This is a genomic window from Streptomyces sp. NPDC033174, assembly GCF_055577795.1.
Window position 1 is genome coordinate 110424 of record NZ_JBVIPQ010000007.1, and the last position, 20540, is coordinate 130963.

Annotated in this window: 17 protein-coding genes; 9 read left to right on the top strand and 8 right to left on the bottom strand. The window is 71.4% G+C overall.

Annotated elements, in window-relative coordinates:
* Window positions 1–21: 21 nt before the first annotated feature.
* Genes ACZ5VC_RS22535 through ACZ5VC_RS22545 form a run of 3 tightly spaced genes read right to left on the bottom strand, consistent with a single transcriptional unit; the run spans window position 22 to window position 3574 of the window.
* On the bottom strand, window positions 22–1062 hold the full coding sequence (locus ACZ5VC_RS22535; RefSeq protein WP_469121822.1) for a ComEC/Rec2 family competence protein: 1041 nt from the start codon (window positions 1060–1062) through the stop codon (window positions 22–24).
* On the bottom strand, window positions 1059–2393 hold the full coding sequence (locus tag ACZ5VC_RS22540; protein ID WP_469121823.1) for a hypothetical protein: 1335 nt from the start codon (window positions 2391–2393) through the stop codon (window positions 1059–1061). Before ACZ5VC_RS22540 ends, ACZ5VC_RS22535 begins: the two co-directional genes overlap by 4 nt.
* Window positions 2390–3574, bottom strand: coding sequence for a caspase family protein (locus tag ACZ5VC_RS22545; RefSeq protein ID WP_469121824.1), 1185 nt, complete (start codon window positions 3572–3574; stop codon window positions 2390–2392). Before ACZ5VC_RS22545 ends, ACZ5VC_RS22540 begins: the two co-directional genes overlap by 4 nt.
* Before the next feature lie 135 nt (window positions 3575–3709).
* Between ACZ5VC_RS22545 and ACZ5VC_RS22550 the strand changes: the two genes are divergently transcribed.
* The 3 genes from ACZ5VC_RS22550 (at window position 3710) to ACZ5VC_RS22560 (ending at window position 6689) form a co-directional block, all read left to right on the top strand.
* On the top strand, window positions 3710–4840 hold the full coding sequence (locus tag ACZ5VC_RS22550) for a DUF2235 domain-containing protein (RefSeq protein ID WP_469121825.1): 1131 nt from the start codon (window positions 3710–3712) through the stop codon (window positions 4838–4840).
* A gap of 163 nt (window positions 4841–5003) precedes the next feature.
* Window positions 5004–5876 carry an alpha/beta fold hydrolase gene (locus ACZ5VC_RS22555; RefSeq protein ID WP_469121826.1) on the top strand — a complete coding sequence of 291 codons (873 nt, stop codon included), beginning with the start codon at window positions 5004–5006 and terminating at the stop codon, window positions 5874–5876.
* A gap of 90 nt (window positions 5877–5966) precedes the next feature.
* Window positions 5967–6689, top strand: a complete 723-nt coding sequence (locus ACZ5VC_RS22560; RefSeq protein WP_469121827.1) for a CDP-alcohol phosphatidyltransferase family protein — start codon at window positions 5967–5969, stop codon at window positions 6687–6689.
* Here the strand turns inward: ACZ5VC_RS22560 and ACZ5VC_RS22565 are convergent.
* A complete protein-coding gene (locus ACZ5VC_RS22565) occupies window positions 6649–7143 on the bottom strand; it encodes an FAD synthase family protein (RefSeq protein WP_469121828.1) in 495 nt (164 codons plus the stop codon). The two genes, ACZ5VC_RS22560 and ACZ5VC_RS22565, sit on opposite strands and share 41 nt — an antisense overlap.
* Before the next feature lie 186 nt (window positions 7144–7329).
* Here ACZ5VC_RS22565 and ACZ5VC_RS22570 point away from each other — a divergent pair, with 186 nt between their 5' ends.
* Genes ACZ5VC_RS22570 through ACZ5VC_RS22580 form a run of 3 tightly spaced genes read left to right on the top strand, consistent with a single transcriptional unit; the run spans window position 7330 to window position 11458 of the window.
* Window positions 7330–8535 (top strand): glycosyltransferase family 4 protein, encoded by a 1206-nt coding sequence (locus tag ACZ5VC_RS22570; RefSeq protein WP_469122124.1) that lies wholly within the window; start codon window positions 7330–7332, stop codon window positions 8533–8535.
* Window positions 8536–8576: 41 nt separating this feature from the next.
* Complete coding sequence (locus tag ACZ5VC_RS22575; RefSeq protein ID WP_469122125.1) at window positions 8577–10226, top strand: tyrosine-protein kinase domain-containing protein; 1650 nt, start codon at window positions 8577–8579, stop codon at window positions 10224–10226.
* Window positions 10223–11458, top strand: coding sequence for an MATE family efflux transporter (locus ACZ5VC_RS22580; protein ID WP_469121829.1), 1236 nt, complete (start codon window positions 10223–10225; stop codon window positions 11456–11458). Before ACZ5VC_RS22575 ends, ACZ5VC_RS22580 begins: the two co-directional genes overlap by 4 nt.
* Here the strand turns inward: ACZ5VC_RS22580 and ACZ5VC_RS22585 are convergent.
* Window positions 11431–12888 (bottom strand): hypothetical protein, encoded by a 1458-nt coding sequence (locus tag ACZ5VC_RS22585; protein ID WP_469122126.1) that lies wholly within the window; start codon window positions 12886–12888, stop codon window positions 11431–11433. The two genes, ACZ5VC_RS22580 and ACZ5VC_RS22585, sit on opposite strands and share 28 nt — an antisense overlap.
* Window positions 12889–13062: 174 nt before the next feature.
* Between ACZ5VC_RS22585 and ACZ5VC_RS22590 the strand changes: the two genes are divergently transcribed.
* Both ACZ5VC_RS22590 and ACZ5VC_RS22595 read left to right on the top strand, forming a co-directional pair.
* Window positions 13063–13599, top strand: a complete 537-nt coding sequence (locus ACZ5VC_RS22590; RefSeq protein WP_469122127.1) for a WcaF family extracellular polysaccharide biosynthesis acetyltransferase — start codon at window positions 13063–13065, stop codon at window positions 13597–13599.
* Complete coding sequence (locus tag ACZ5VC_RS22595) at window positions 13596–14711, top strand: glycosyltransferase (protein ID WP_469121830.1); 1116 nt, start codon at window positions 13596–13598, stop codon at window positions 14709–14711. The genes ACZ5VC_RS22590 and ACZ5VC_RS22595 overlap by 4 nt, the downstream gene beginning before the upstream one ends.
* A gap of 94 nt (window positions 14712–14805) precedes the next feature.
* On the opposite strand, the gene ACZ5VC_RS22600 is transcribed toward ACZ5VC_RS22595, so the two are convergent.
* From ACZ5VC_RS22600 to gmd, 3 genes are all read right to left on the bottom strand, one after another.
* Window positions 14806–15489 carry a hypothetical protein gene (locus tag ACZ5VC_RS22600; protein ID WP_469121831.1) on the bottom strand — a complete coding sequence of 228 codons (684 nt, stop codon included), beginning with the start codon at window positions 15487–15489 and terminating at the stop codon, window positions 14806–14808.
* An 81-nt stretch (window positions 15490–15570) separates the two neighbouring features.
* A complete protein-coding gene (locus tag ACZ5VC_RS22605) occupies window positions 15571–18297 on the bottom strand; it encodes a CBM96 family carbohydrate-binding protein (protein ID WP_469121832.1) in 2727 nt (908 codons plus the stop codon).
* Window positions 18298–18488: 191 nt separating this feature from the next.
* Window positions 18489–19502 carry a GDP-mannose 4,6-dehydratase gene (gene gmd / locus ACZ5VC_RS22610; RefSeq protein WP_469121833.1) on the bottom strand — a complete coding sequence of 338 codons (1014 nt, stop codon included), beginning with the start codon at window positions 19500–19502 and terminating at the stop codon, window positions 18489–18491.
* A gap of 89 nt (window positions 19503–19591) precedes the next feature.
* On the opposite strand from gmd, the gene ACZ5VC_RS22615 reads away from it, so the two are divergent.
* Window positions 19592–20536, top strand: a complete 945-nt coding sequence (locus ACZ5VC_RS22615; RefSeq protein WP_469121834.1) for a GDP-L-fucose synthase family protein — start codon at window positions 19592–19594, stop codon at window positions 20534–20536.
* The last annotated feature ends 4 nt before the right edge of the window (window positions 20537–20540 follow it).

The following is a 20540-nucleotide window of genomic DNA, read 5'->3' on the forward strand; positions in this document are numbered from 1 at the left end:
CGGAGCGGCGGCGGAGCACGGTCAGAACTCCAGCGTGACGAAGCCGTCCTCATCGGCATCGGACGGTGCGACCACGCCGTATCCGAACCGGTCCCTGAGGTCGTCGACGTCCCACAGCGCCGCTCGCCCCCGGTAGTTGAAGAAAAGGGTCTTCTCGGGGCCGCCGTGCTTCAGGATCCGCGCGATGGCCGTGTCGTCCGGATGCCGGTGCCGGGCGCCGTTGGTGGAGATCAGATAGCGGTCGCAGTCGAGAAGACCGAGCAGCTCACTGGAGATGTTGAAGCGGCTGCCGTGGTGGGCGACCTTGAGGGCGTCGAGCCGCATCCGGCCGCCCTCCGCCTCGGCGCGCGGGCGGAGCGAGGCGACCAGCCGGCGGTCGTCGGCGTCACCGGTGAACACGAGGCGCGTGCCTTCGAACTCGAACAGCAGCCCTATGCTCGTCCGGTTCGGCTTGGAGGGGTCGCGCTTGAAGGGTGAGTCCGCGAGCGCGTCGATGTCGACCGGCCCGAAGCTCTCGATGTCGGGCAGGAGCATCTCCTCGACCGGGTCCACGCCCGGGATCAGCCCGTGCAGCGCGCACTCCGCCACCCAGTCGTCGATCAGGTTCTCCAGCAGCGTCCGGTCGGGGGACAGCACCTCCATCGTGGAGCCGTCGTCGAACCAGTCCAGCGGGCGTCCGACCTCGATGCTCCGCCCGCCGAAGGCGTCGTTCCACGGGATCCGCTGCTCCAGGAGCGCGGTGGAGAGCAGTTCGCCGTCCTGCGGTCCGAAGCCCTCGGAGTCGCGCAGCTGGTCGAATCCGTTGAACCACACGTCACCGAACTCCACCGACCGGTCGGGATCGTTCAGCAGGGCCAGGACGCCCATGATGTGGTCCTGGTCGACATGGGTGACGACCAGGACGTCGATGAGCCCGTCGAGCCCGGCGAGCGTGGGCTTGATCCGGGAGTACGTACCGGTCCGCCCGCCGTCGATGAGCACGCGCCGCAGGAAGTCCCCGTCGCCGTACTCCAGGAGCAGACAGTCGCCGTCCTCGCCGGGCAGCATGGTGAGCCGTATCATCCCGGCCTCCTTCCACCGATGTCGACAATCACGAACGGCTCGCGCATGTCCACGCGCCACGACAGCCTGCGGGCCGACTCCAGCCTCCGTACGCACTCGGGGTCCTGCGGAAACTCGGACAGCCCGTCCATGAGCCAGCTCAGGCCGAGCGTGTAGAACGGCACACCCCGGTCGAAGGCCTCGACCAGCCCGTCCCGTGCCCGCCCGACGTCCGCGTCGGTCGTCGCGCGGCGCAGCTGCCGCGTCGCCCACAGGACCGATCCGTCACTCATCCATCCGAAGCGCCTCCGCAGGTGCTCCAGCCAGGGGTCCCAGTACGCCGGCTCGTCCGTGAGGTCCGTTCCCACCAGGACGTAGGCCCCGGCCGCCGCCGCGAGCGGGTTGCGGGCCTTGTAGAGCAGCGACCCGACGTCGGTGAACAGGGCGGCCGCCGTGTCCAGCGCCCCCTGGGCCATGTATCCGAGACCCGCCCCGACGGCGGGGTCGCGCACGGTCACGGCGACGGCGCCGCCGGTCGGGCTCTGGCGGGTGTTGACGAGGACCTCGATCACCGCCGACCCCCAGGGCGCGGGCAGGGTGACGAGCCGGGCGAGACCGGCCGAGGTGACCACCAGGAACTGGTGGTGGCCGACAGCGCCGTCCGGCGCCGCCACCGGCCCGTCCGCGCCGAAGCGGTACAGCGGTGACGAGCCGTCGGGGGAGACATCGGGGGCCGGGAGGTTCCGGGGCGGCGACTGCGCGAGGGCCTGCGCGACCGACCTCGCGAACTCACCCTCCGGCGCCCCCGTCGGACCGGGGGCGACCGACACCGGCGCGAGCAGCGAGTCGAAGGACCGGCTCGTGGGCTTCCCGTCGCCGACCCACACGGCCTCGACCGGCATGTCCGCCGCGCTCTCCTCGATCAGCCCGCCGTCGGTCTCGGCGCGCACCGCGCCCATGCTCCGCGCGCCCAGCGAGCGCGGCACGGGAACACCCTCACGGTCGTCGTGGTAGGCGGGGGCCGGCTCGATGTTGCCCATGAGGTACTGCCAGGCGTGCGTCTCGTACGGCGAGTCCGAGGCGTCGAGAGCGACGGTCGTGTCCTCGCCCTCCCGCGCCTCGGCGTCCTCCATCAGGACCGCCCCGGACGGCAGGGTGGCCGAGACGGTGTAGCGCCCCGGTTCGACCTCGTAGCGCAGCGGGGCGACCGCCGTCCCACAGGGGATCTTGATGTTGCGCCTGGCGGGACCGGTGGCGCCCGCCGGGCGGATGTCGCCGACGATCAGGGCGCCGTCGGCGAGGTCGTCCTCGCGGGTGGTCAGGACGACGCTGACGGAGAGGGTCGCGCTCATGGCCTGGCCAGTTCTATGCGGCGGAAGGGGGGCCGGGCCTCGACGGACCTGGTCCGTACGTCCTGGGGGCCGACGGCCGCCTCCATCTCGTAGATCCCGAACGACAGCTCCAGGGACCACTCGCCGGTCAGGTCCTCGTCCTCGTCGGCCTCGGGCGGCGGGCGCCGCAGGTCCTCCTGGCCGGGGCGCCGGCAGGTGAAGGCGGCGAGGGCGTTGTCCTCGCGCGGCCTGCAGCCGACATAGACGGGCACCACCGGATCGCCCGGCAGCTGATGGAGGTCGAAGACGGGCAGTTCTCCGACGGCCGGCACCTGGACTCCGGTGATGGTGCCGGCGAACTGGGGCTGTTTCATGAAGTGGTCGATCGCCCGGTGCAGGGTGGAGGTGTCGACGCGCCAGATGCCTTCGGGGTTGTCGCTTCCCGGCCCGCGCAGGCTCTTCAGCAGGGCCTGCGTGAACAGGCTGACCTGGCCGGGGCGCGCGTGCGACTTCTCCCCGGCCAGGGTGGCGTAGTAGGGAAGGTGCAGCCGGCGGGCCAGTCCCAGCGGCCTGGTCCCGGCGGCGATGGGCACCTGGCCGGCGAAGTTGCCCGCCTGCTCGATGAGGACGTCCGAGTTCGACCGGCACGCGTCCACGAAGAACACCTGCTGACTCGCCTTGCACTTCTTCAGCCCGTTCATCAACTCACGGAAATTCAGCGCGCCCTGGAGGGGGTTGTCCTCGTCGGCGAAGACATCGGCGGCGAGCAGGGCCATGTCGTCGCCCTGCGAGACGCCGTGTCCGCAGAAGTAGAAGACGAGCCGGTTGTCCTCGTGGGTGTCGCCGCGGTGCTTCCACTCCTTGACCGCCTCGACGATCCGGTCGATGGTCGCGGTCTCGACCTGATGGGAGACCCCCGTCCGCGGATTCACGAACGGCTCGGGAGTCTCCTCGCTCAGCAGCAGGGCGAGGCTCCCGAGCGGCTTGTCCGGACCGTCGTACTCCGCCAGGAGCCAGGTCGCGAACGCACGGGCGGAGACCGGCGGCGAGGAGAGCTGCCGCATCCCGTCGGAGTCGGCCGCGGGGCTCTCGCCGCCCGTGAGATGCGGGTACTTCCCCACGCCGATGACCAGCGCGTGGGTGCGAGGAGCGACGGCGTCCGGGGCGGCGTTCTCCTCCAGGTGGACCGTGGAACCAGCCATGGGCCCCTCCGCTCGCGCAACGGGCTCGCACAACGACTCGGGCCGCCCGCACCGGCCGTCCGGTCGATCCGGCAGTCCGGTTGGTCGCCGGGCCAGTTGGAGGCATTGCTTCTATTATATGAGGAGATGTGAGAAGTGTCCTGGCCGCTCGGCGGCGACGCGGAGGCCATGATGGCAAAGAACATCGTCATCTGCCTGGACGGGACGGGCAATCAGCTCAGGGCCGGCGGAAACACCAACGTCGTACGGCTCTACGAAATGCTGGACCTGCGCGACCCGGCCCGGCAGATCGCCTACTACGACCCCGGCGTCGGCACCTTCTCCGCCGCCGGCGCCTGGACCGCCCCCGCCCGCCGCCTGTCCAAGCTCGCCGGGCTGGCCTTCGGCTCCGGCCTGAAGCAGAACCTGGCCGAGGCCTACACCTATCTGATGCACCACTACGAACCGGGCGACCGGATCCTCGTGTTCGGCTTCAGCCGGGGCGCGTACACGGCCCGTGCGCTCGCGGGCCTGCTCAAGGCGGCCGGGCTGCTGCGTCCCGGCAGCGAGAACCTGGTCCCCTACGCCATCGCCGTCTACGCCAGGAACAAGACCTGGACCAAGGACGACTGGGCCCAACTCCACCGCTTCGCCGAGGCGTTCAGCAAGCCGGTCGAGGGACGGTTCGGCATTCCCGTCGCCTACATGGGGCTGTGGGACTCGGTGAAGGCGGCCGGGATCCTCCGCTGGAACCTGCGCTGGCTCTACACCAGGAAGATCCCCAACGTGCGCAGGGTCCGCCACGCGGTCTCCATCGACGAGAAGCGCCGGCCGTACGCCGAGTACCTGGTCACGCCCACCACGCCGACCGGGACCGCGCCCGCGCCGCTGGTCGAGGAGGTGTGGTTCGCCGGGGTGCACTCCGACGTCGGCGGCACCTTCGACGACGATCCGAGGCTGCCGGCCGTCGCCCTCAAGTGGATCGTGGACGGGGCGCTCGACGAGGGGCTGCTGCTCCTGCCCGAGGCATACCACGAGACCCTGTCGCTCGACCCGGACCACGCCCTGGGCGAAGTCCACCGGATGGGCTGGATCTGGGCGCTGCTCACCTTCCGCCGCCGACGCGTGCCCGCGGAGGCGACGGTTCATCAGAGCGTGCGGCAGCGCGTCGAGAGCGACCCGGCGTACGGGGAGCGGATCCCTCAGGGCGTGTCCTGGGCGGACCGGGAATGGCTGACGGCCCACCCCGCCACCGAGCACACCGCGGGCCCGCGCGCGGCGGCGTGAGGTCCCGGCCCGAGCGCGACCGCCGCCCCGCACGTGGCCGCCCCCGTCCCGCGCCGGAGGGTGGGCGGCGCGGGGCCCCCGACGCACCCGCGAGACGTGGTGGCTACCGTGGGCGCGATGCCTCCCGGGCCGGCCGAGGAGGCCCGCCCGCAGGAGCCAGCGCATGTTCATGTTCACCGCCCGGGACGGTCTCACCCTCCATGTCCACGCGTGGCAGCCGGCCGACCCGCCGCGCGGAGTCGTCCAGATCGCCCACGGCATGGGCGAGCACGCCGCCCGCTACGCGCCGCTCGCCGAGCGGCTGACCGGACTCGGCTACGCCGTCTACGCGGCGGACCACCGCGGCCACGGACTCAGCATGCACGCCGAACCCGGAGACCTCGGTGAAGACGGCTGGAACCTGCTCGTCGAGGACATCGCCGCCCTCACCCGCATCGCCCGCGAGCGCCACCCCGGACTGCCCGTCGTGCTGCTCGGCCACAGCCTCGGCTCGTTCGCCGTCCAGCAGTACGTCCTGGACCACGCGGGCCTGGTCGACGCCGTCGCCCTGTCCGGCACCACCGCCGTGGACGCGCTCTTCGAAGCCCTCGCGGACGTGGCGCGCAAGGCTCAGGAGGCCGGAGACACGGAGGGTGACGTGTTCGCCGCCTTCAACCGGGCCTTCGCGCCGGTCCGGACCGAGGCGGACTGGCTCAGCCGCGACGAGCGACAGGTCGATCTCTACCTCGCCGACCCGCTCTGCGGCTTCACCGCCGACGACCGGGCCATGGCCGGCCTCGCCGCCGCGCTGCCCCGGCTCGCCGCGCCGCGCGGCATCCCGGCGGATCTGCCGTTCTATGTCTTCGTCGGCGACCGGGACCCGCTCAACGGCGGCCTGGCCCTCAGCGACCTCCTGGTCTCCCGCTACCGCGAGGCAGGGCTCACCGACCTCACGTACCGCTCGTACCCCGGGGCCCGCCACGAGGTCCTGAACGAGACCAACCGCGACGAGGTCGTCGCCGACCTGACGGCATGGATCGAGCGCGTGGCCGGATGACGCCCGTACGGCCGCCGCACCGTCCCCGGGACGGGCGGAGGCCTGCGATGATGGGGCGACACGTCGTACATATGATGACCCGGGGGGGCCATGGGAACTGTGGGAACCGCTCTGTCCGAGCTGAGATCTGCCCAGAAATCGTCGAAGGGCGTCTCGCTCTACTCACGTTTCGTGAACCGCCCGGTGGGCCGCTACCTGGCGGCCGCTGCGCACGCAGGCCGACTGACGCCCAATCAGGTCACCCTGATCAGCGCACTGTTCAGCTTCACGGCGGTCGCGGGGCTGGCGTGGGGGACGCCGTCCTGGACCCTCGGTCTGCTCGTCTGGCTGGGCCTCGCCGTCGGCTTCGCCTTCGACTCCGCCGACGGGCAGCTCGCCCGCCTGCGAGGGGGCGGGAGCCCCGCGGGGGAGTGGCTCGACCATGTGGTGGACTGCGCCAAGATCACCGCACTGCACACCGCCGTCCTGCTGACCTTCTACCGCAACCCGGAGCATTTCGGGCTCTCGGGCGACGGCTGGCTGCTTGTGCCGCTGGGCTTCCAGTTCGCCGCCGTGGTCACCTTCTTCGGCGGACTGCTCACCGAGAAGCTCAAGCCCAAGCCGGCGCCGGGCGCCCCGGCCCCCGCGCCGTCCACACTGCGCGCGGTGGCCCTGCTCCCGGTCGACCACGGCGTCTTCTGCCTGGTCTTCCTCCTGCTCGGCGGCGGAGGCCTGTTCCGCTGGGGCTACAGCGCCCTCGGAGTCGCGGGCGCGCTGTTCCTGCTGGCGTTCCTCACGAAGTGGTTCCGGGAACTGAGCGCAGTTCGGCGCTGACGTCGAGGCGGGGCTCGGCCTCCTGCGTCAGGAGGTCGAGCGCACGCCGCAGCTGGGTGCTGGAGGTGTGGACCGTGTAAGGGAAGTAGACGATCTCCACGCCGACGGCCGCGAAGTCCCGCTCCAGCTTTTCCCCCTTCGGCGTCCCGCGCCAGTCGTCGCCCTTGAACAGGACGTCGAAGCGCACCTGCTTCCAGGTCTCCAGCTTGTCGGGCACGGTCTCGACGAACGCCGCGTCCACGTACTTCACGCTGCGCACGATCTCCAGCCGCTCGACGAGCGGAATCATCGGACGCCGGCCCTTGGCCAGCTCCGCCATCTCGTCGGACACCACCCCTGCCACCAGGTAGTCGCACTGACTCCGGGCGTGGCGAAGGATGTTGAGGTGTCCGATATGAAACAGATCGTAAGCTCCGGGCGCATATCCGACGCGATACGGTCTGCTTGCGGTCATGTGTACCCCCCTGTGTGTCGCGCTCCCCAGCGCGACAGAGACACCGACCATAGCGTGCACATTCCGTTGAGAGTGAGTGAACGATTAGGGTAAAGGCCGGTTTCAGGTACGGGGAGAGGGATCACACGCGTGACGGAATCCAGGGACACCCGGGAAACAGCGGGCACTTCGCGCCGCCGGTTCCTGATGGTGTCGACCAACTACGCGCCCGAGCACGCCGGAATCGGCCCGTACGCCACCCAGATCGCCGAGCACTGGGCGAGCCTCGGTCATGAGACGCACGTCCTGGCCGGAATGCCCCACTACCCGTCCTGGTCGCTCGACCCCGCCTACGCGGGCGCCTGGCGGCGGACCGAGGAGCGCGCCGGAGTCGTCGTCCACCGCCGCCGCCACACCGTCCCGCCCCGGCAGACCGCCCTCAAGCGCGGCGCCTTCGAGGCGTCCGTGCTGCTCCACGGCCTCGTCGCGCCGCCGCGCATCGCCCCCCCGCACGCCGTGCTCTCGCAGATGCCCAGCCTCGCCGGAGGCGTCATAGGCGCCCGGCTCGCCGCCCGCTGGCGCGTCCCGTACGTGCCGGTCGTCCAGGACCTGATGGGCGCCGCCGCGGCACAGAGCGGCATACGCGGAGGCGACCGCGCCGCCGCGCTCGCCTCCAAGGCCGAGACCTACGCACTGCGCGGCGCGACCCTGGTGGGCGTCATCCACGAGACCTTCGTCGACAAGGTCCGCGCCATGGGCGTCGACCCCGGCCGCATCCGGCTCGTACCCAACTGGTCGCACGTCTCCGGGCCCTCCGAGCCCCGTGAGAAGACCCGCGCACGGCTCGGCTGGGCGGACGGCGAGACGGTCGTCCTGCACTCCGGCAACATGGGCCTCAAGCAGGGCCTGGAAGTCCTCGTCGAGACGGCCCGCCGCGACCCCGCCGTCCGCGTGGTCCTGCTGGGCGACGGCAACCAGCGCGAGCATCTCGCCACGCTCGCCGCCGGCGTCCCCAATCTGAACTTCCTGCCCCCGGTGAGCGACGACGAGTTCCCGGACGTCCTCGCGGCCGCCGACGTCCTCGCCGTCACCCAGCGCGCCTCGGTCCTCGACATGAGCGTCCCTTCCAAACTGACCTCGTACTTCGCGGCCGGCCGGCCCGTCGTCGCCTCCGTCGCCTCCGAGGGCGGCACCGCCCAGGAGGTGCGCCGCTCGGGAGCCGGAGTGCTCGTCGAACCGGAGGACCCCGACGCGCTGCTCGCCGCGGTCCGTAGACTCGCGGACGATCCGGCGGCCGCCGAGGCGCTCGGCGCCCAGGGACCGCGCCATGTCGAGGCCCATCTGACCAAGCGGGCCGGCCTCGCCCGGATCGATGCTCTGATCGAGGAAGCCATGGGGGTACGGGGCACGTGAGCACCACGTACGCAACATCGGTGGAGAACGACGAACCGGAGATGCTCCGGGACCAGTTCCGCCAGCTGCTGCGCTATCGCAGGATCATCGGAGCGGGCATAGGCGTGGGGCTGCTCGGTGGTCTGTGGCTCGGCATAGCCAACGCCGACACCTACGTCGCCACCAGCCAGGTCGTGCTGCGCGCACCGACCAGCGACCCGTTCAACCCCAGCATCTCGCAGGACAAGACCGTCAACATGGGCTCCGAGCGGCAGACCGCGCTCAGCACCAGCGTCGCCGAGGGAGCCGCCAAACGACTCGGCTGGACCGGCACGCTGGGGAAGCTCCAGAAGGACCTCCAGGTCACCAACCCGCCGCAGTCGATGGTGCTGCAGTTCACCTACACCGCCGACGACCCCCAGGCAGCGGCGGACCGGGCCAACGCCCTCACCCAGTCCTATCTCGACCTGCGCAAGAAGCAGTCGACGGACCTGCGCGACGCGATGCTCGCCGGGGTGAAGAAGCAGCTCGACGAGGTCGCCCGCAAGCACGACGAGCAGGTCAAGAAGGTCGACCGGATGAGGGAGGGGGCGGCACGCGACGCCGAGGTCGGCGCCAAGGTCCAGCTCTTCAACCGGGTCACCGAACTCGAGGGCCGCCTCAGTGGCTACAAGGCCCTCGACATGACCCCCGGCAACGTCATCAAGACCGCGACCCCGCCCGGTTACAGCGACGGCCCCGGCATCCCCATGAGCCTCGGCCTCGGCGGACTCGTCGGCGTCGCGCTGGGCCTCCTCGCCGCCTGGGTCCGGCTCGTCTTCGACCCCGCCCCGCGCTCCGCGGGCGACGTCGCCCGCGCCGTGCGCGCCCCCGTCCTCGGCACGCTGCCACGCGGCGCCACCGACAACCTGCTCGCCGGAGACCACGCCGATCCCCGCATCAGCGAGGAATACCGTTCCGTCGCCTTTCGGCTCGCCTACGACAAGCGCTTCGGCGACCGCCGCAGGCTTCTCGTCGTCGCGCCCCGGGGCGACAACGACGGTGCCGTCGCCGTCGCCACCAACCTCGCCGCCGCCTTCGCCGAGACCGGCAAGGACGTGCTGCTCATCGAGGCCGACCTGCGCACCCCGACCCTCGCGGGCCGGCTGCGGGCCAACGCCACCGGCGCACCGCGCTGGAGCCAGCCCATCGACATGGCGGGCATGGAGGACGCCGGCTGGCCCGGCCAGCGCCATCTCTCCGTGGACGCCGGCGAGTCCGGCTCCTTCGGTCTCGTACCGGGCGAGCGGGTCCGCAACGTGGCGGGAGCCCTCACCTCCCCACGAGCCTCCCGGCTCATCGCCGAGGCCGACTCGCCCAACTCCACCGTCGTGGTTCTCGCCCCGCCCGTCCTCGCCTACGCCGACGCGCTCGCGCTCGTCGACCGGGTGGACGGCGTCCTGGTCGTGTGCGACCTGCGCAGCGCCCACCGCACCGACCTCCAGCGCATCCGCGAACTGATAACGGGAGCCGGCGGAACGGTGCTCGGGGCCGTCACCCACCCGCCCTCGGGGCGGGGCAGCAAGCCCCCCAAGCAGCCCAAGCGCGGTGGCACCCGGGGCCGTTCCGACCGGCCCGCGCCGCCGAACGAGCCCTCCGAGCCGGAGCAGGTCATCCAGGGCGACGGCTCCGACACCGTGGCGCTGCGTTCGATCCGCCTGGGTGATCGGTGAGACGTTCGGTCACCGTCGCCGCCTCGGTCCTCGACCAGGCGGCATCCAGTCTGACCAACATCGCGGTCCTGGTGATCGCGGCGAGGGCGTCCACCGCGGACGGCTTCGCCGCGTTCTCCCTGGTGTACGTCACCTTCACCGTCCTGCTCGGCCTCAACATGGCCTTCGTCGGACAGACGGTCGTCCTGGAGCGCGGCGAGGACCACGAGGTCGGATCCGCCGCCCGCTCCGCCCTCACGTTCACCGCGGCGGCCTCGGCCGCCGTCGCGGTGCCGCTCGCGCTGGGCGGCGCCGTCGCGGGCGGCAGCAGCGGCCACGCCTTCCTCGCACTCGGTCTGGTCCTGCCGGTCGTCCTCGTCCAGGACGGGCTGCGCTACTGCTTCTCCGCGCTGCGCCAGCCGCACCGCGCGCTGGCCGCCGACGTGCTGCGCCTGGCGTGCGTCGTCCCCGCGCTGCTGACCCAGCCGCACCACGCCTCACCGGGGCGCCTCGTCGCCGTCTGGGGCCTCTCCGCGCTGCCCGCGGTCCTCCTCGGCCTCGCGCTGCTGCGGCCGTTCGTCGCGGGCCGCCCCGGGCCCGTACGCGGCTATCTGCGCCGTGGCCACCTGGGGCGCCGGTTCGTGGTGGAGTTCGCGGTCGGCAACGCCTCCAGCCAGCTCGCCGTCCTCGGGCTCGGACTCTTCGCGAGCCCCCTGGCGGTCGGCGCGCTGCGCGGCGCCTCCACGCTCTTCGGCCCGCTCAACGTGCTCTTCACCTCCGTCAACGCCTTCGGACCGCCGGTCCTCGGCCGGCTCGGCTCCAAGCGCGCCACCAGCCGCGCGGCGGCCGCCCTCGGCGGCGTCCTCGCGACCGTCGCGCTCTGCTGGGCCGCCGTCCTGTACGCGCTGCCCCACCACCTGGGCCGCCAACTCCTCGGCGCGACCTGGAACTCCGCGTCCTCGCTCCTGCCGGCGACCGGCACCCAGTACGCCGTGATGGCGCTCGGCACCTGCGCCCTGGTCACCCTGCGCGTGCTCAGCCCGCGCTCCACCCTGTCCGTCCAGGTCGTCTTCTCGGCCCTGGCCGTCGCACTGATGCTCGCCGGTTACCTCCTCGGGGGCGCGCTCGGCGCCGCCTGGGGGCTCGCCGCGGGCTCCGCGCTCAAGGCCTTCGCCGCCTGGCTGCGGGTCGTCCGGACGGCCCCCGAAAGCGAGCCGAGTGACGCTCAGCGCAGTACGGCGCCCTTGTCCTGACGCCAGGTGGTGATGAGCGCGACGCAGATCAGCGCGATCGCCACCCGGCCCGAGGCCTGGAGCAGCGGACCGCGCAGCAGAATGAACGAATAGCCCGCCACCAGCGGCACCACTATCGAGATCAGGCTGCCCGGTGGCGCGCGCCGGGTGCCCCGGGCGGCGAACCGCCGGTCCACGCGCGCCGCGGCGTATCCCATCGCCGCCATTCCGCCGGCCATGCCCAGCGGACCGAAGTCGATCCACAGCTCCGCCCAGATGGGCGAGGACAGGTTGGTGTTGACCGCCCCCATCCACTGGCCGACCATCACGCCGGTGTCGCGCGGCTTGCCCGGCCAGACCGACCGGGGCACCGCGAAGAGCACGGATCCGGCGAGCTGACGTCCGTACCGGTGCCGGGCCCCCGAGTCCACGAAGGTGATGGTGTTCGCGAACATGCCGACCTGGTCGTAGTCCTTCATCGCCAGCGGTTCGAGCAGCGAGGTCGACTCGACGGGCTTGTAGTTCTTCTCGTCGTACCGGAAGCGGTCGGAGATCGGGAAGACGACCAGCGCCATGATGACGCCCAGACTCAGCGCCGACCGGTACATCGCCGCGCTCACCGGGAATACGGTGAACAGCAGCGCGAACATGACGGTGAGGAACCAGTAGCGCGGATTCGATATGGGGTTGTTGACCACCAGGTTGAGCCCGACCAGCGCCAGGAAGACCCCGATGACCACCGGGGAGCGGCGTGCCCGCCAGGAGGTGACCAGCCAACGGCTGTACGCCAGCAGCGCGATGAGCGCCGGGACCGTACCGAAGCCGCGCAGGAGCGCCTGACCGGCCTGCGAGTCGGCCTGGGAGACTCCGGCCTCCTCGATCCCCGCGATGATCTCCTGGCGACTGCTGAAGAACACCGCCGGGCCGCCCAGTTTCATCACGAACAATCCACTGCACGCGAAGGCGATCAGCACCAGCAGGTGGAGCCTGCGGCGGTGCGCCAGCGCGGGGCGCCGCGCCCCGCGTCCCGTCCCGCCCGGCCGCCCGCGGGCGAGCAGCGAACCCACGTCGAAGGCGGCGCAGCCGACGAGGACGAGCGCCACGGCCATGGTCAGGTCCGAACGCGGTCCGACGACCGGAGTCGGCACCCGGCCGAGGACGGCCTGCGCGAGCGGCGCCACACCCATCGCCATGTAGACGAACAGCCAGAACGAGCCCTGCAGGAGCTTGCGCCGGTTGGTGAGGATCATCGCCGAGAGGCGGGCGCCCGCGTACATGGTCAGCGCGATTTGAAGGTAGTACGCCGCGTCACGGACGCCCGAGCCGGGCTGGACCGCGACCAGCAGGGGCATGAAGACCGTCAGACCCAGTGCCAGCGGCACCGAAGCGGCGCGGGAGAGGAGCGTTCGCGGTGACGCCGGCGGAGCCAGCAGTATCGGCGGCGGGGGCACGGGCGGGGAGCCGCCCCCGGCCGCCGATGGCCCCGCCGTACCGCGTACATCCGTTGCCACTGCCGCCCCCTGAAAAGTCACCCCGCGGCAGTCTACCGACGCCCTCACCGTCACCTTCGGTCAACCGTTAGTCTGAACGTTCGGGCGCCAGGGGAGGCGCCGGTGGGGTGGATGATGCGCAATCTCACGGCCTTCACGCTGGCCGGATACGACAAGGGCCGAGGCAAGCTGACGCAGGCCCTCTGGTTCGCGGTGATGAACACCGTCTTCATGGCCTGGTTCTGCCCGGCCCGGCTCAGGGTCGCGCTGCTGCGCGCCTTCGGCGCCCGGATCGGCGAAGGGGTCCTGATACGCCACCGCGTGCGGGTCCTGTGGCCGTGGAAGCTGACCGTCGGTGACCACACCTGGATCGGCGAGGGCGCCTGGCTCCTCAATCTGGAGCCCATCACTCTCGGCGCCCATGTCTGCGTCTCCCAGGAGGCGCTGCTGTGCACCGGCAGCCACGACCACCGTGCAGTCGACTTCCGCTACCGCAACGCGCCCATCACCGTGGCGGACGGCGCCTGGGTCGCCGCGCGCGCCACCGTGCTGGCCGGTGTCACCGTCGGCCCTCACGCGGTCGTCGCCGCGGGCACCACGCTCCACCGCGACCTGCCCGAACTCACCCTGCACACCGCCGACGGCCGCCGACAGATCGAGAAGCCCGCATGAGAGTCCTGCACGCGGTCACCCTGCACAGCCCGACCCACGCCTTCGGCGGGCCGGTGCGTGTCGCCCTCAACCTCTGCCAGGGGCTGGCCGAACGCGGCCACCAGGCCCGCCTGGTGGCCCTCGGAGACGGCTTCGACGGCCCCCTGCCCACCGACGTGGAGGGGGTGCCCGCACGTCTCTTCCAGGCCCGGAACATCCTGCCGCTCGGCTTCAGTGGCATCACGTCCCCGGCGCTCCTGGCCGGCGCGAGCCGGCTGGTGCGCGACGCCGATGTGGTCCATGTCCACCTCGCCCGCGACCTGGTGACCCTGCCGATCGCGCTGGCCGCGCTGCGCGCCGGCCGCCCGCTGGTCCTGCAGACCCACGGGATGGTCGACCCGAGCGAGAAGCTCCTCGCCAAGGTCCTGGATGCCGTGGCGGTCCGCCGGGTGCTGCGCCGTGCCTCGGCCGTGCTGTATCTCACCGGGCATGAGCGGGGCGGCCTCGACGCGGTCGTCGGGCACCCGCTGGAGCACGCGGTACGGCTCGTCAACGGCGTCCCGGGCCAGGATGCGAGGCCCGCCCTCAGCGGCCCGCCGCGGATCCTCTATGCCGCCCGGCTCCAGGCCCGCAAGCGCCCCCGGGACTTCGTGGCCGCGGTGCCGGAGATCCTGCGCGCCCACCCGGACGCCGAGTTCGTGGTGGCCGGGCCGGACGAGGGCGAGCGCGCGTCCGTGGAGGCGCTCATTGCCGAACTGGGCGTCGGCGACCGGGTCACCTGCCCCGGGGCGCTGTCGTCCGAGCGGATGCGCGAGGAGCTCGGCCGGGCACACGTCTATGTGCTGCCCTCGGTCGACGAGCCCTTCCCCATGTCCGTACTGGAATCACTGTCGGTGGGCACGCCGGCGGTCGTGACCACGTCCAACGGCCTCGCCCGGGACATCGAGAACGCGGGCGCCGGGCGGGTCGTGGCCGACGCGTCCGGTCTCGCGCCCGCCGTGCTCGACCTGCTGGAGCCGGCCGCAAACGACAGCGCCTCCGCGGCGGCCCGGAAGCTGGCCACGGAGGCGTTCTCGATGGAGGCGGTGCTCGACACCCTCCTCGGGGTGTACGAACGGGCCGCGCGGCCCTGACCCCTCGGGGACGTACGAACGGGCCGCGGTGTAAGAACGGGCCGCGCGCCCCCGAGAGGGACGCGCGGCCCGCTGGTTCAGACGGCCCGCCGCATCAGACGGGCAGCCAGGCGTAGCACCCGGTGGAGACGAACTCCCGGGTGCCGGCCGGCACCTTGGCGGTGATCCTGCCGGTGGCGCCGGTGGTGGGACCGGAGGCGAGCACCTTGCCGCCGCTGCCCATCGCCCGCCAGGTGCAGGCGGAGTTGGTGGTCAGAGCCCGGTAGGTCCCGGCGGCCGGCTTCTTCTCCGTGCCGTCGGGGAAGCCCTTGGCGGCCGCCGTCACCAGCGGCTTCTGTGCCTTGCACAAATGCGTGGTGGCGGCCTCGGCGTCGGGAATCTCGCCCGCGATGATCGCGCCGATGGCGGCGTCCCGGTCTCGCTTCGCGGTGCGTTCGAGACGCTGGCAGGACTCCTGCCCGGTCTGGAGCACCGCCGCCGGGTCCATGTCGGCGGGCACTCGTCCGCTCAGGAACTTCTTCTGGGCGGAGGTGAACGACCCCGTGGCCGGGGTCAGCTTCGGGTCCGGGAGCACCGCGCCCTTCTTGGAGGCGCCGGCGCTGGGGGTGGGAGTGGCCTCGGCCTCGTCCAGCGCGTCGGCCGCGCCGCGCGAGGCGGCGGGTGGGCGCGGGGAGGCCGACGCGGTCGGCTCGCTGTCGGAAGAGCAGGCGGCCAGGGAGAACAGAGCGGCGGTCAGTACGACCGCGGCCGCCGCCGGACGCCGGTGGAAGGCACGCATGAAAGGGCTCCTGTGCTACGGGAGATGCGGGGCCCGGATGTCCGGGCCCCGCATCCTGTTGTCACTGACTCGGCGTGGGTGTTACGGGGCGCCGAAGGTCAGCACCAGCTGCGGAGTACCCTCCGCGGCCGCGGCCTCCGTCGACCAGAGCCACAGCGGGTCCGTGCCGGTGCTCTTCAGCGCGAGGCTGTACGAGCCGCCGAGCTGACCGGCGAGGGCCGCCGGGTCCAGTACGGCGGAGTAGACGGTCGAGCCGTCCGTGGCCCCGCTGAGCGTTCCGACCGGCGAGGTGCCCAGTGCCGGACGGTTGTTGTACGTGACGGCGGACTCGGTCCACGCGCCGGTGACCGGGACGACGCTGACGTCGTCCGTCGTGCCGGCACCCGTCATCGTGGTGGTCTTCACCGCGAGGCGGGCGTTCTTGAGGACCGTGCCGGCCGGGGCCTGCGGCAGGGTGAACCGCAGGTAGGACTCGTACGCCGAGGTGCCACGGACCGCGAGCGAGCCCGAGGTGCCGTAGTTGGTCGCCGCGGCGCCCGCGTTGACGTAGCTGTCCTCCGTGGCGGTGACGGTGGCCACCGTGTCCGCCGGGGCGGAGGCCAGGGAGTAGTGCTTGGCCACCTGCTGGGCGGTGAGAGCGGTCGGGTAGACGGCGCTCTCGTCGATCTGACCGGCGAAGAACGTGCTCGACGGGCTCAGCGGCCAGCCGGAGAGGTTGTCCGCGCCCACGTGCCAGTAACCGGAGTACTGCTGGCTGCTGCCGACGGTGTTGGACGAGATCCGCTTGCCGTCGACGTACAGGGTCATGCCGTTCGGGCTCTGGGTGCCGACCACGTGGTGCCAGGCACCGTTGTTGTAGGTGCCCAGGGTCGTCAGCGTCCGGGTGCTGCCGCTGTACACACCGAACACCAGGTTGCCGGAGTTCGTCATGTACAGGTGCTTGTCGTAGTTCTTGCTGCTGCGGACGGTGTTGTTGCCGAAACCGATCAGCTTGCCACCGCGGTTGGTGGTCGTCTTGAACCACGTCTCGATGGTGTAGGAACCGGGCGAGTTGATCCGCCGGTCGCTGTAGATCTGCTCGTCCGTGCCGTTGAGCGCGACCGCCGTGCTGGCGCCGGTGACGGCCGGCGGCGTCTGCCGCAGCGTCGGGGCGTTCACGTACAGGCCGTTGTTGTTGGCGTTGGACGAGTCGGCGGCGAACGGCGTCGTCGTCTCGTCGTAGCGCCAGTACAGGTTGGCGCCGTCGGCGATCACCTGGGTCGGGTAGGCCGCCTCCGAGGTGGTGACGGTCACCGTCGCGTTGCCGGACAGCGCGCTGGTGTTGCCGTCGGCGTCCGAGGCGGTGACCCGGTAGCTGTAGGTCTTGCCGGCCTCGACCGAGGTGTCCTTGAAGGAGACCTGCGGGCGCGCCCAGAGCAGCGACTCGCCCTCGACGGTGTGGATCGGCGTGGCGGAGCCGTTGCGGTAGACCCGGTACGTCAGCTTGCTGTCGTCGAGGTCGATGCTGGAGCGCCACCGGACGTGGACCTGGTTCGGCGCGATGCTCGCGGCGCTGACCTGCGGCACGCTCGGCGCGCCGGTGTCGGGTCCGCTCGCGAACCGGGTCAGACCCTGCTGGTCCGAGCCGTTGGTGGTGGTGAATTCGCCGCCCACCCACAGGTACTTGGTGGCGCCGGAACCCGAGATGGCGAACGCGCGCGGGCCGATGCCCTCACCGAGGCCGTCGTTGGTGTCCGGGAACCAGCCGAGCTTGCCGGTGCTCGTGGTGGGCTGCGCCAGCAGGTGGTGCCTGGCGCCGTCGGGGAACTCGCCGACGGTGGAGCAGTCGTGCGCGTGCGAGGCGCTGTAGAGCACGTCCTGGTACGACTTCACAGCCTGCGTGGCGCCGAGGCAGGTGTCGCGCCAGCGCTGCTCGAAGTCGCTGAGGTTGAAGGCGATACGGCCGTCGAAGACGCCACCGCCCGTGCCCTCGTTGCCGGTGTAGAAGCCGGTGCCGTCGGTCTCGATGTCCTTGACGACGGAGTTCGACGGGATGAAGCCGTTGGGGTACGCCTTCGTCACCGCGCCGGAGGTGGCGTCGACCACGGCCAGTGCGTGCGAGTTGGAGCCGTTGACGCTGAAGAAGTCGCCGCCGAGCAGCACCTTCTTCCCGTCCGGCGTGACCTCGATGGCCCGGCCGGGCTCGTCCGCGTTGGCGGTGAACGGCAGCAGGGCGCCGGAGGTGCTCACCGCCGCGAACCGCTCGCGGGTCTGGCCCTCGACCGAGCCGAAGTCGCCCGCGGCGTACACGGTGGTGTCGGTGACGGCCAGGGCGCGCACCGTGGCCGGGAAGCTCGGCGTGAAGCTCGCCTTCGGCGTGCAGGTGGCGATGTCGATCGCCGCGAGGCTGCTGACCGGCGTGCCGTTGACCGCGCCGAAGTAGCCGCCCGCGTAGAGCGTCTTCTGGTCCGGCGAGACCACCAGGGTGCGAACGGTCGCGCTGCCTTCGGCGACCGTGAAGGAGAGGGTGCAGGAGGTGGGAGCCCCGGTCGCCGCGTTCATGGCGGCGAAGTTGACGGCGCTCTTGGGGGTGCCGGTGGCACCCTCGGGCGGGCGGACCTCGGAGAAGGTGCCGCCGACGAAGACGGTGTCGTTCGTCTGGGCCAGCGCCCAGACGATGCCGTTGGTCTGCCAGGTGGGCAGATCGTCCGCGGTGAAGGCCACGGGCGGAGTGACTGCCTCCGCCTGCGGTGCCAGGGCCCACCCTCCGACCCCGGCCGCGCCAACCGTCAGGACGAGGGCAGCGGCGAGCCCCCAGGATTTACGCATGTTCCCCCCAGGCGTGAGCCCAGTTCAATGTGGCGAGAATTCGTGCACATTCGATGTGTGAATGCGAACTGTACGATGAAATGACGGGCCCGGCGCCACACTTGACCAATCCGGTATCTCGGATGAGCGCGGGGGCCCGCTGAGCGGCCGCCCCAGGTGCCCCGAGTCGGCCGCGTGCGAGAAATGGCAGGTCAGCGGTCGATGCGCACGGTGACGCCGGCCAGCTGATCGTTCACCTGGCGGATGTCCGCGTCGACCATGATCCGTGCCAGCTCCTCCACCAGGACGGTGGGCTTCCAGCCAAGAAGATCGTTCGCCTTGCTCGCGTCGCCGATCAGGGCGTCGACCTCGCTCGGACGCTCGTACTTGGGGTCGTAGCGCACGTACTCCGCCCAGTCCAGGTCCGCGTGGGAGAAGGCCGTCTCGACGAACTGCCGCACGGTGGCGGGGACGCCGGTCGCGACCACGTAGTCGGTCGGTTCGTCCTGCTGGAGCATCCGCCACATCGCGTCCACGTACTCGGGGGCGTAGCCCCAGTCACGTACGGCGTCGAGGTTGCCCATGTAGAGGCGGTCCTGGAGGCCGGCCTTGATCCGGGCGACGGCGCGCGTGACCTTGCGGGTGACGAAGGTCTCGCCGCGGCGCGGGGACTCGTGATTGAAGAGGATGCCATTGACGGCGAACATGCCGTACGCCTCGCGGTAGTTCACCGTCGTCCAGTACGCGAACACCTTGGCGGCGCCGTACGGGCTGCGCGGGTGGAACGGCGTCCCCTCGTTCTGCGGGGGCGGCGTGGCGCCGAACATCTCGGAGGACGACGCCTGGTAGATCCGGGTGTCGACACCGCTCGCGCGGATGGCCTCCAGGAGCCGCAGCGCGCCGAGGCCGGTCACGTCGCCCGTGTACAGCGGGGCGTCGAAGGACACCCGGACATGGGACTGCGCGCCCAGGTTGTAGACCTCGTCGGGCTGGATGTCACGCAGCAGGTTCACCAGCGCGACACCGTCGGACAGGTCCGCGTGGTGGAGCACGAACGAGCGGTTCGCCTGCTGCGGGTCCTGGTAGATGTGATCGATGCGCTCGGTGTTGAAGCTGGACGAGCGCCGCACGAGCCCATGCACCGTGTAGCCCTTGGAGAGCAGCAGCTCCGCGAGGTACGAACCGTCCTGTCCCGTGACGCCGGTGATCAGTGCTGTCTTGCTCATGCGGGTTTCCCCCAGAAAGAGAGTGTCATTCGTACAAAAAAGCGGGGTATGCCCCCGGCGGCGGAACGGGGCCTGGCATGATCCCGTCCATGACTGCATCGCTGCCGTACCTGCCCGCGCACGCCCGGATCTTCGTGGCGGGCCACCGAGGCCTCGTCGGATCCGCCGTCGCCAGGCGGCTGACCGCCGACGGCCACGAGGTGATCACCCGGGGCCGCGACGAGCTGGACCTGCGCGACGGGGCCGCGACCGAGGCGTTCCTGAAGGACGTCCGGCCGGACGCCGTCGTCCTCGCCGCCGCCAAGGTCGGCGGGATCATGGCGAACAGCACCTTCCCGGTGCAGTTCCTCGAGGACAACCTGCGCATCCAGCTGAGCGTGATCTCGGGAGCGCACGCCGCTGGTGTCGGCCGGCTGCTGTTCCTCGGCTCGTCCTGCATCTATCCGAAGCTGGCGCCCCAGCCGATCAGCGAGGACGCGCTGCTGACCGGACCGCTGGAGCCGACGAACGAGGCCTACGCGCTGGCGAAGATCGCCGGCATCGTGCAGGTCCAGTCGTACCGGAAGCAGTACGGCGCGTCCTACATCTCGGCGATGCCGACGAATCTCTACGGACCCGGCGACAACTTCGACCTGGAGACCTCGCACGTCCTGCCCGCCCTGATCCGCCGCTTCCACGAGGCTGCGACGGAGGGGCGCGAGCAGGTCGAGCTCTGGGGCTCGGGCACCCCGCGCCGGGAGTTCCTGCACGTGGACGACCTGGCGGCGGCCTGCGCCGTGCTGCTGGGCTCCTACGACGGGAACGAGCCGGTCAACATCGGCTGCGGCGAGGACCTGACGATCCGCGAACTCGCCGAGACCGTCGCCGAGGTGACCGGCTTCACCGGAACGCTCGCCTGGGACACGACCAAGCCCGACGGCACCCCGCGCAAGCTGCTGGACGTGTCCCGGCTCACCGGCCTCGGCTGGAAGCCCGGCATCCCGCTGCGGGACGGCATCGCCTCCACCTACGCCTGGTGGCTCGAGCAGAACTGACCTC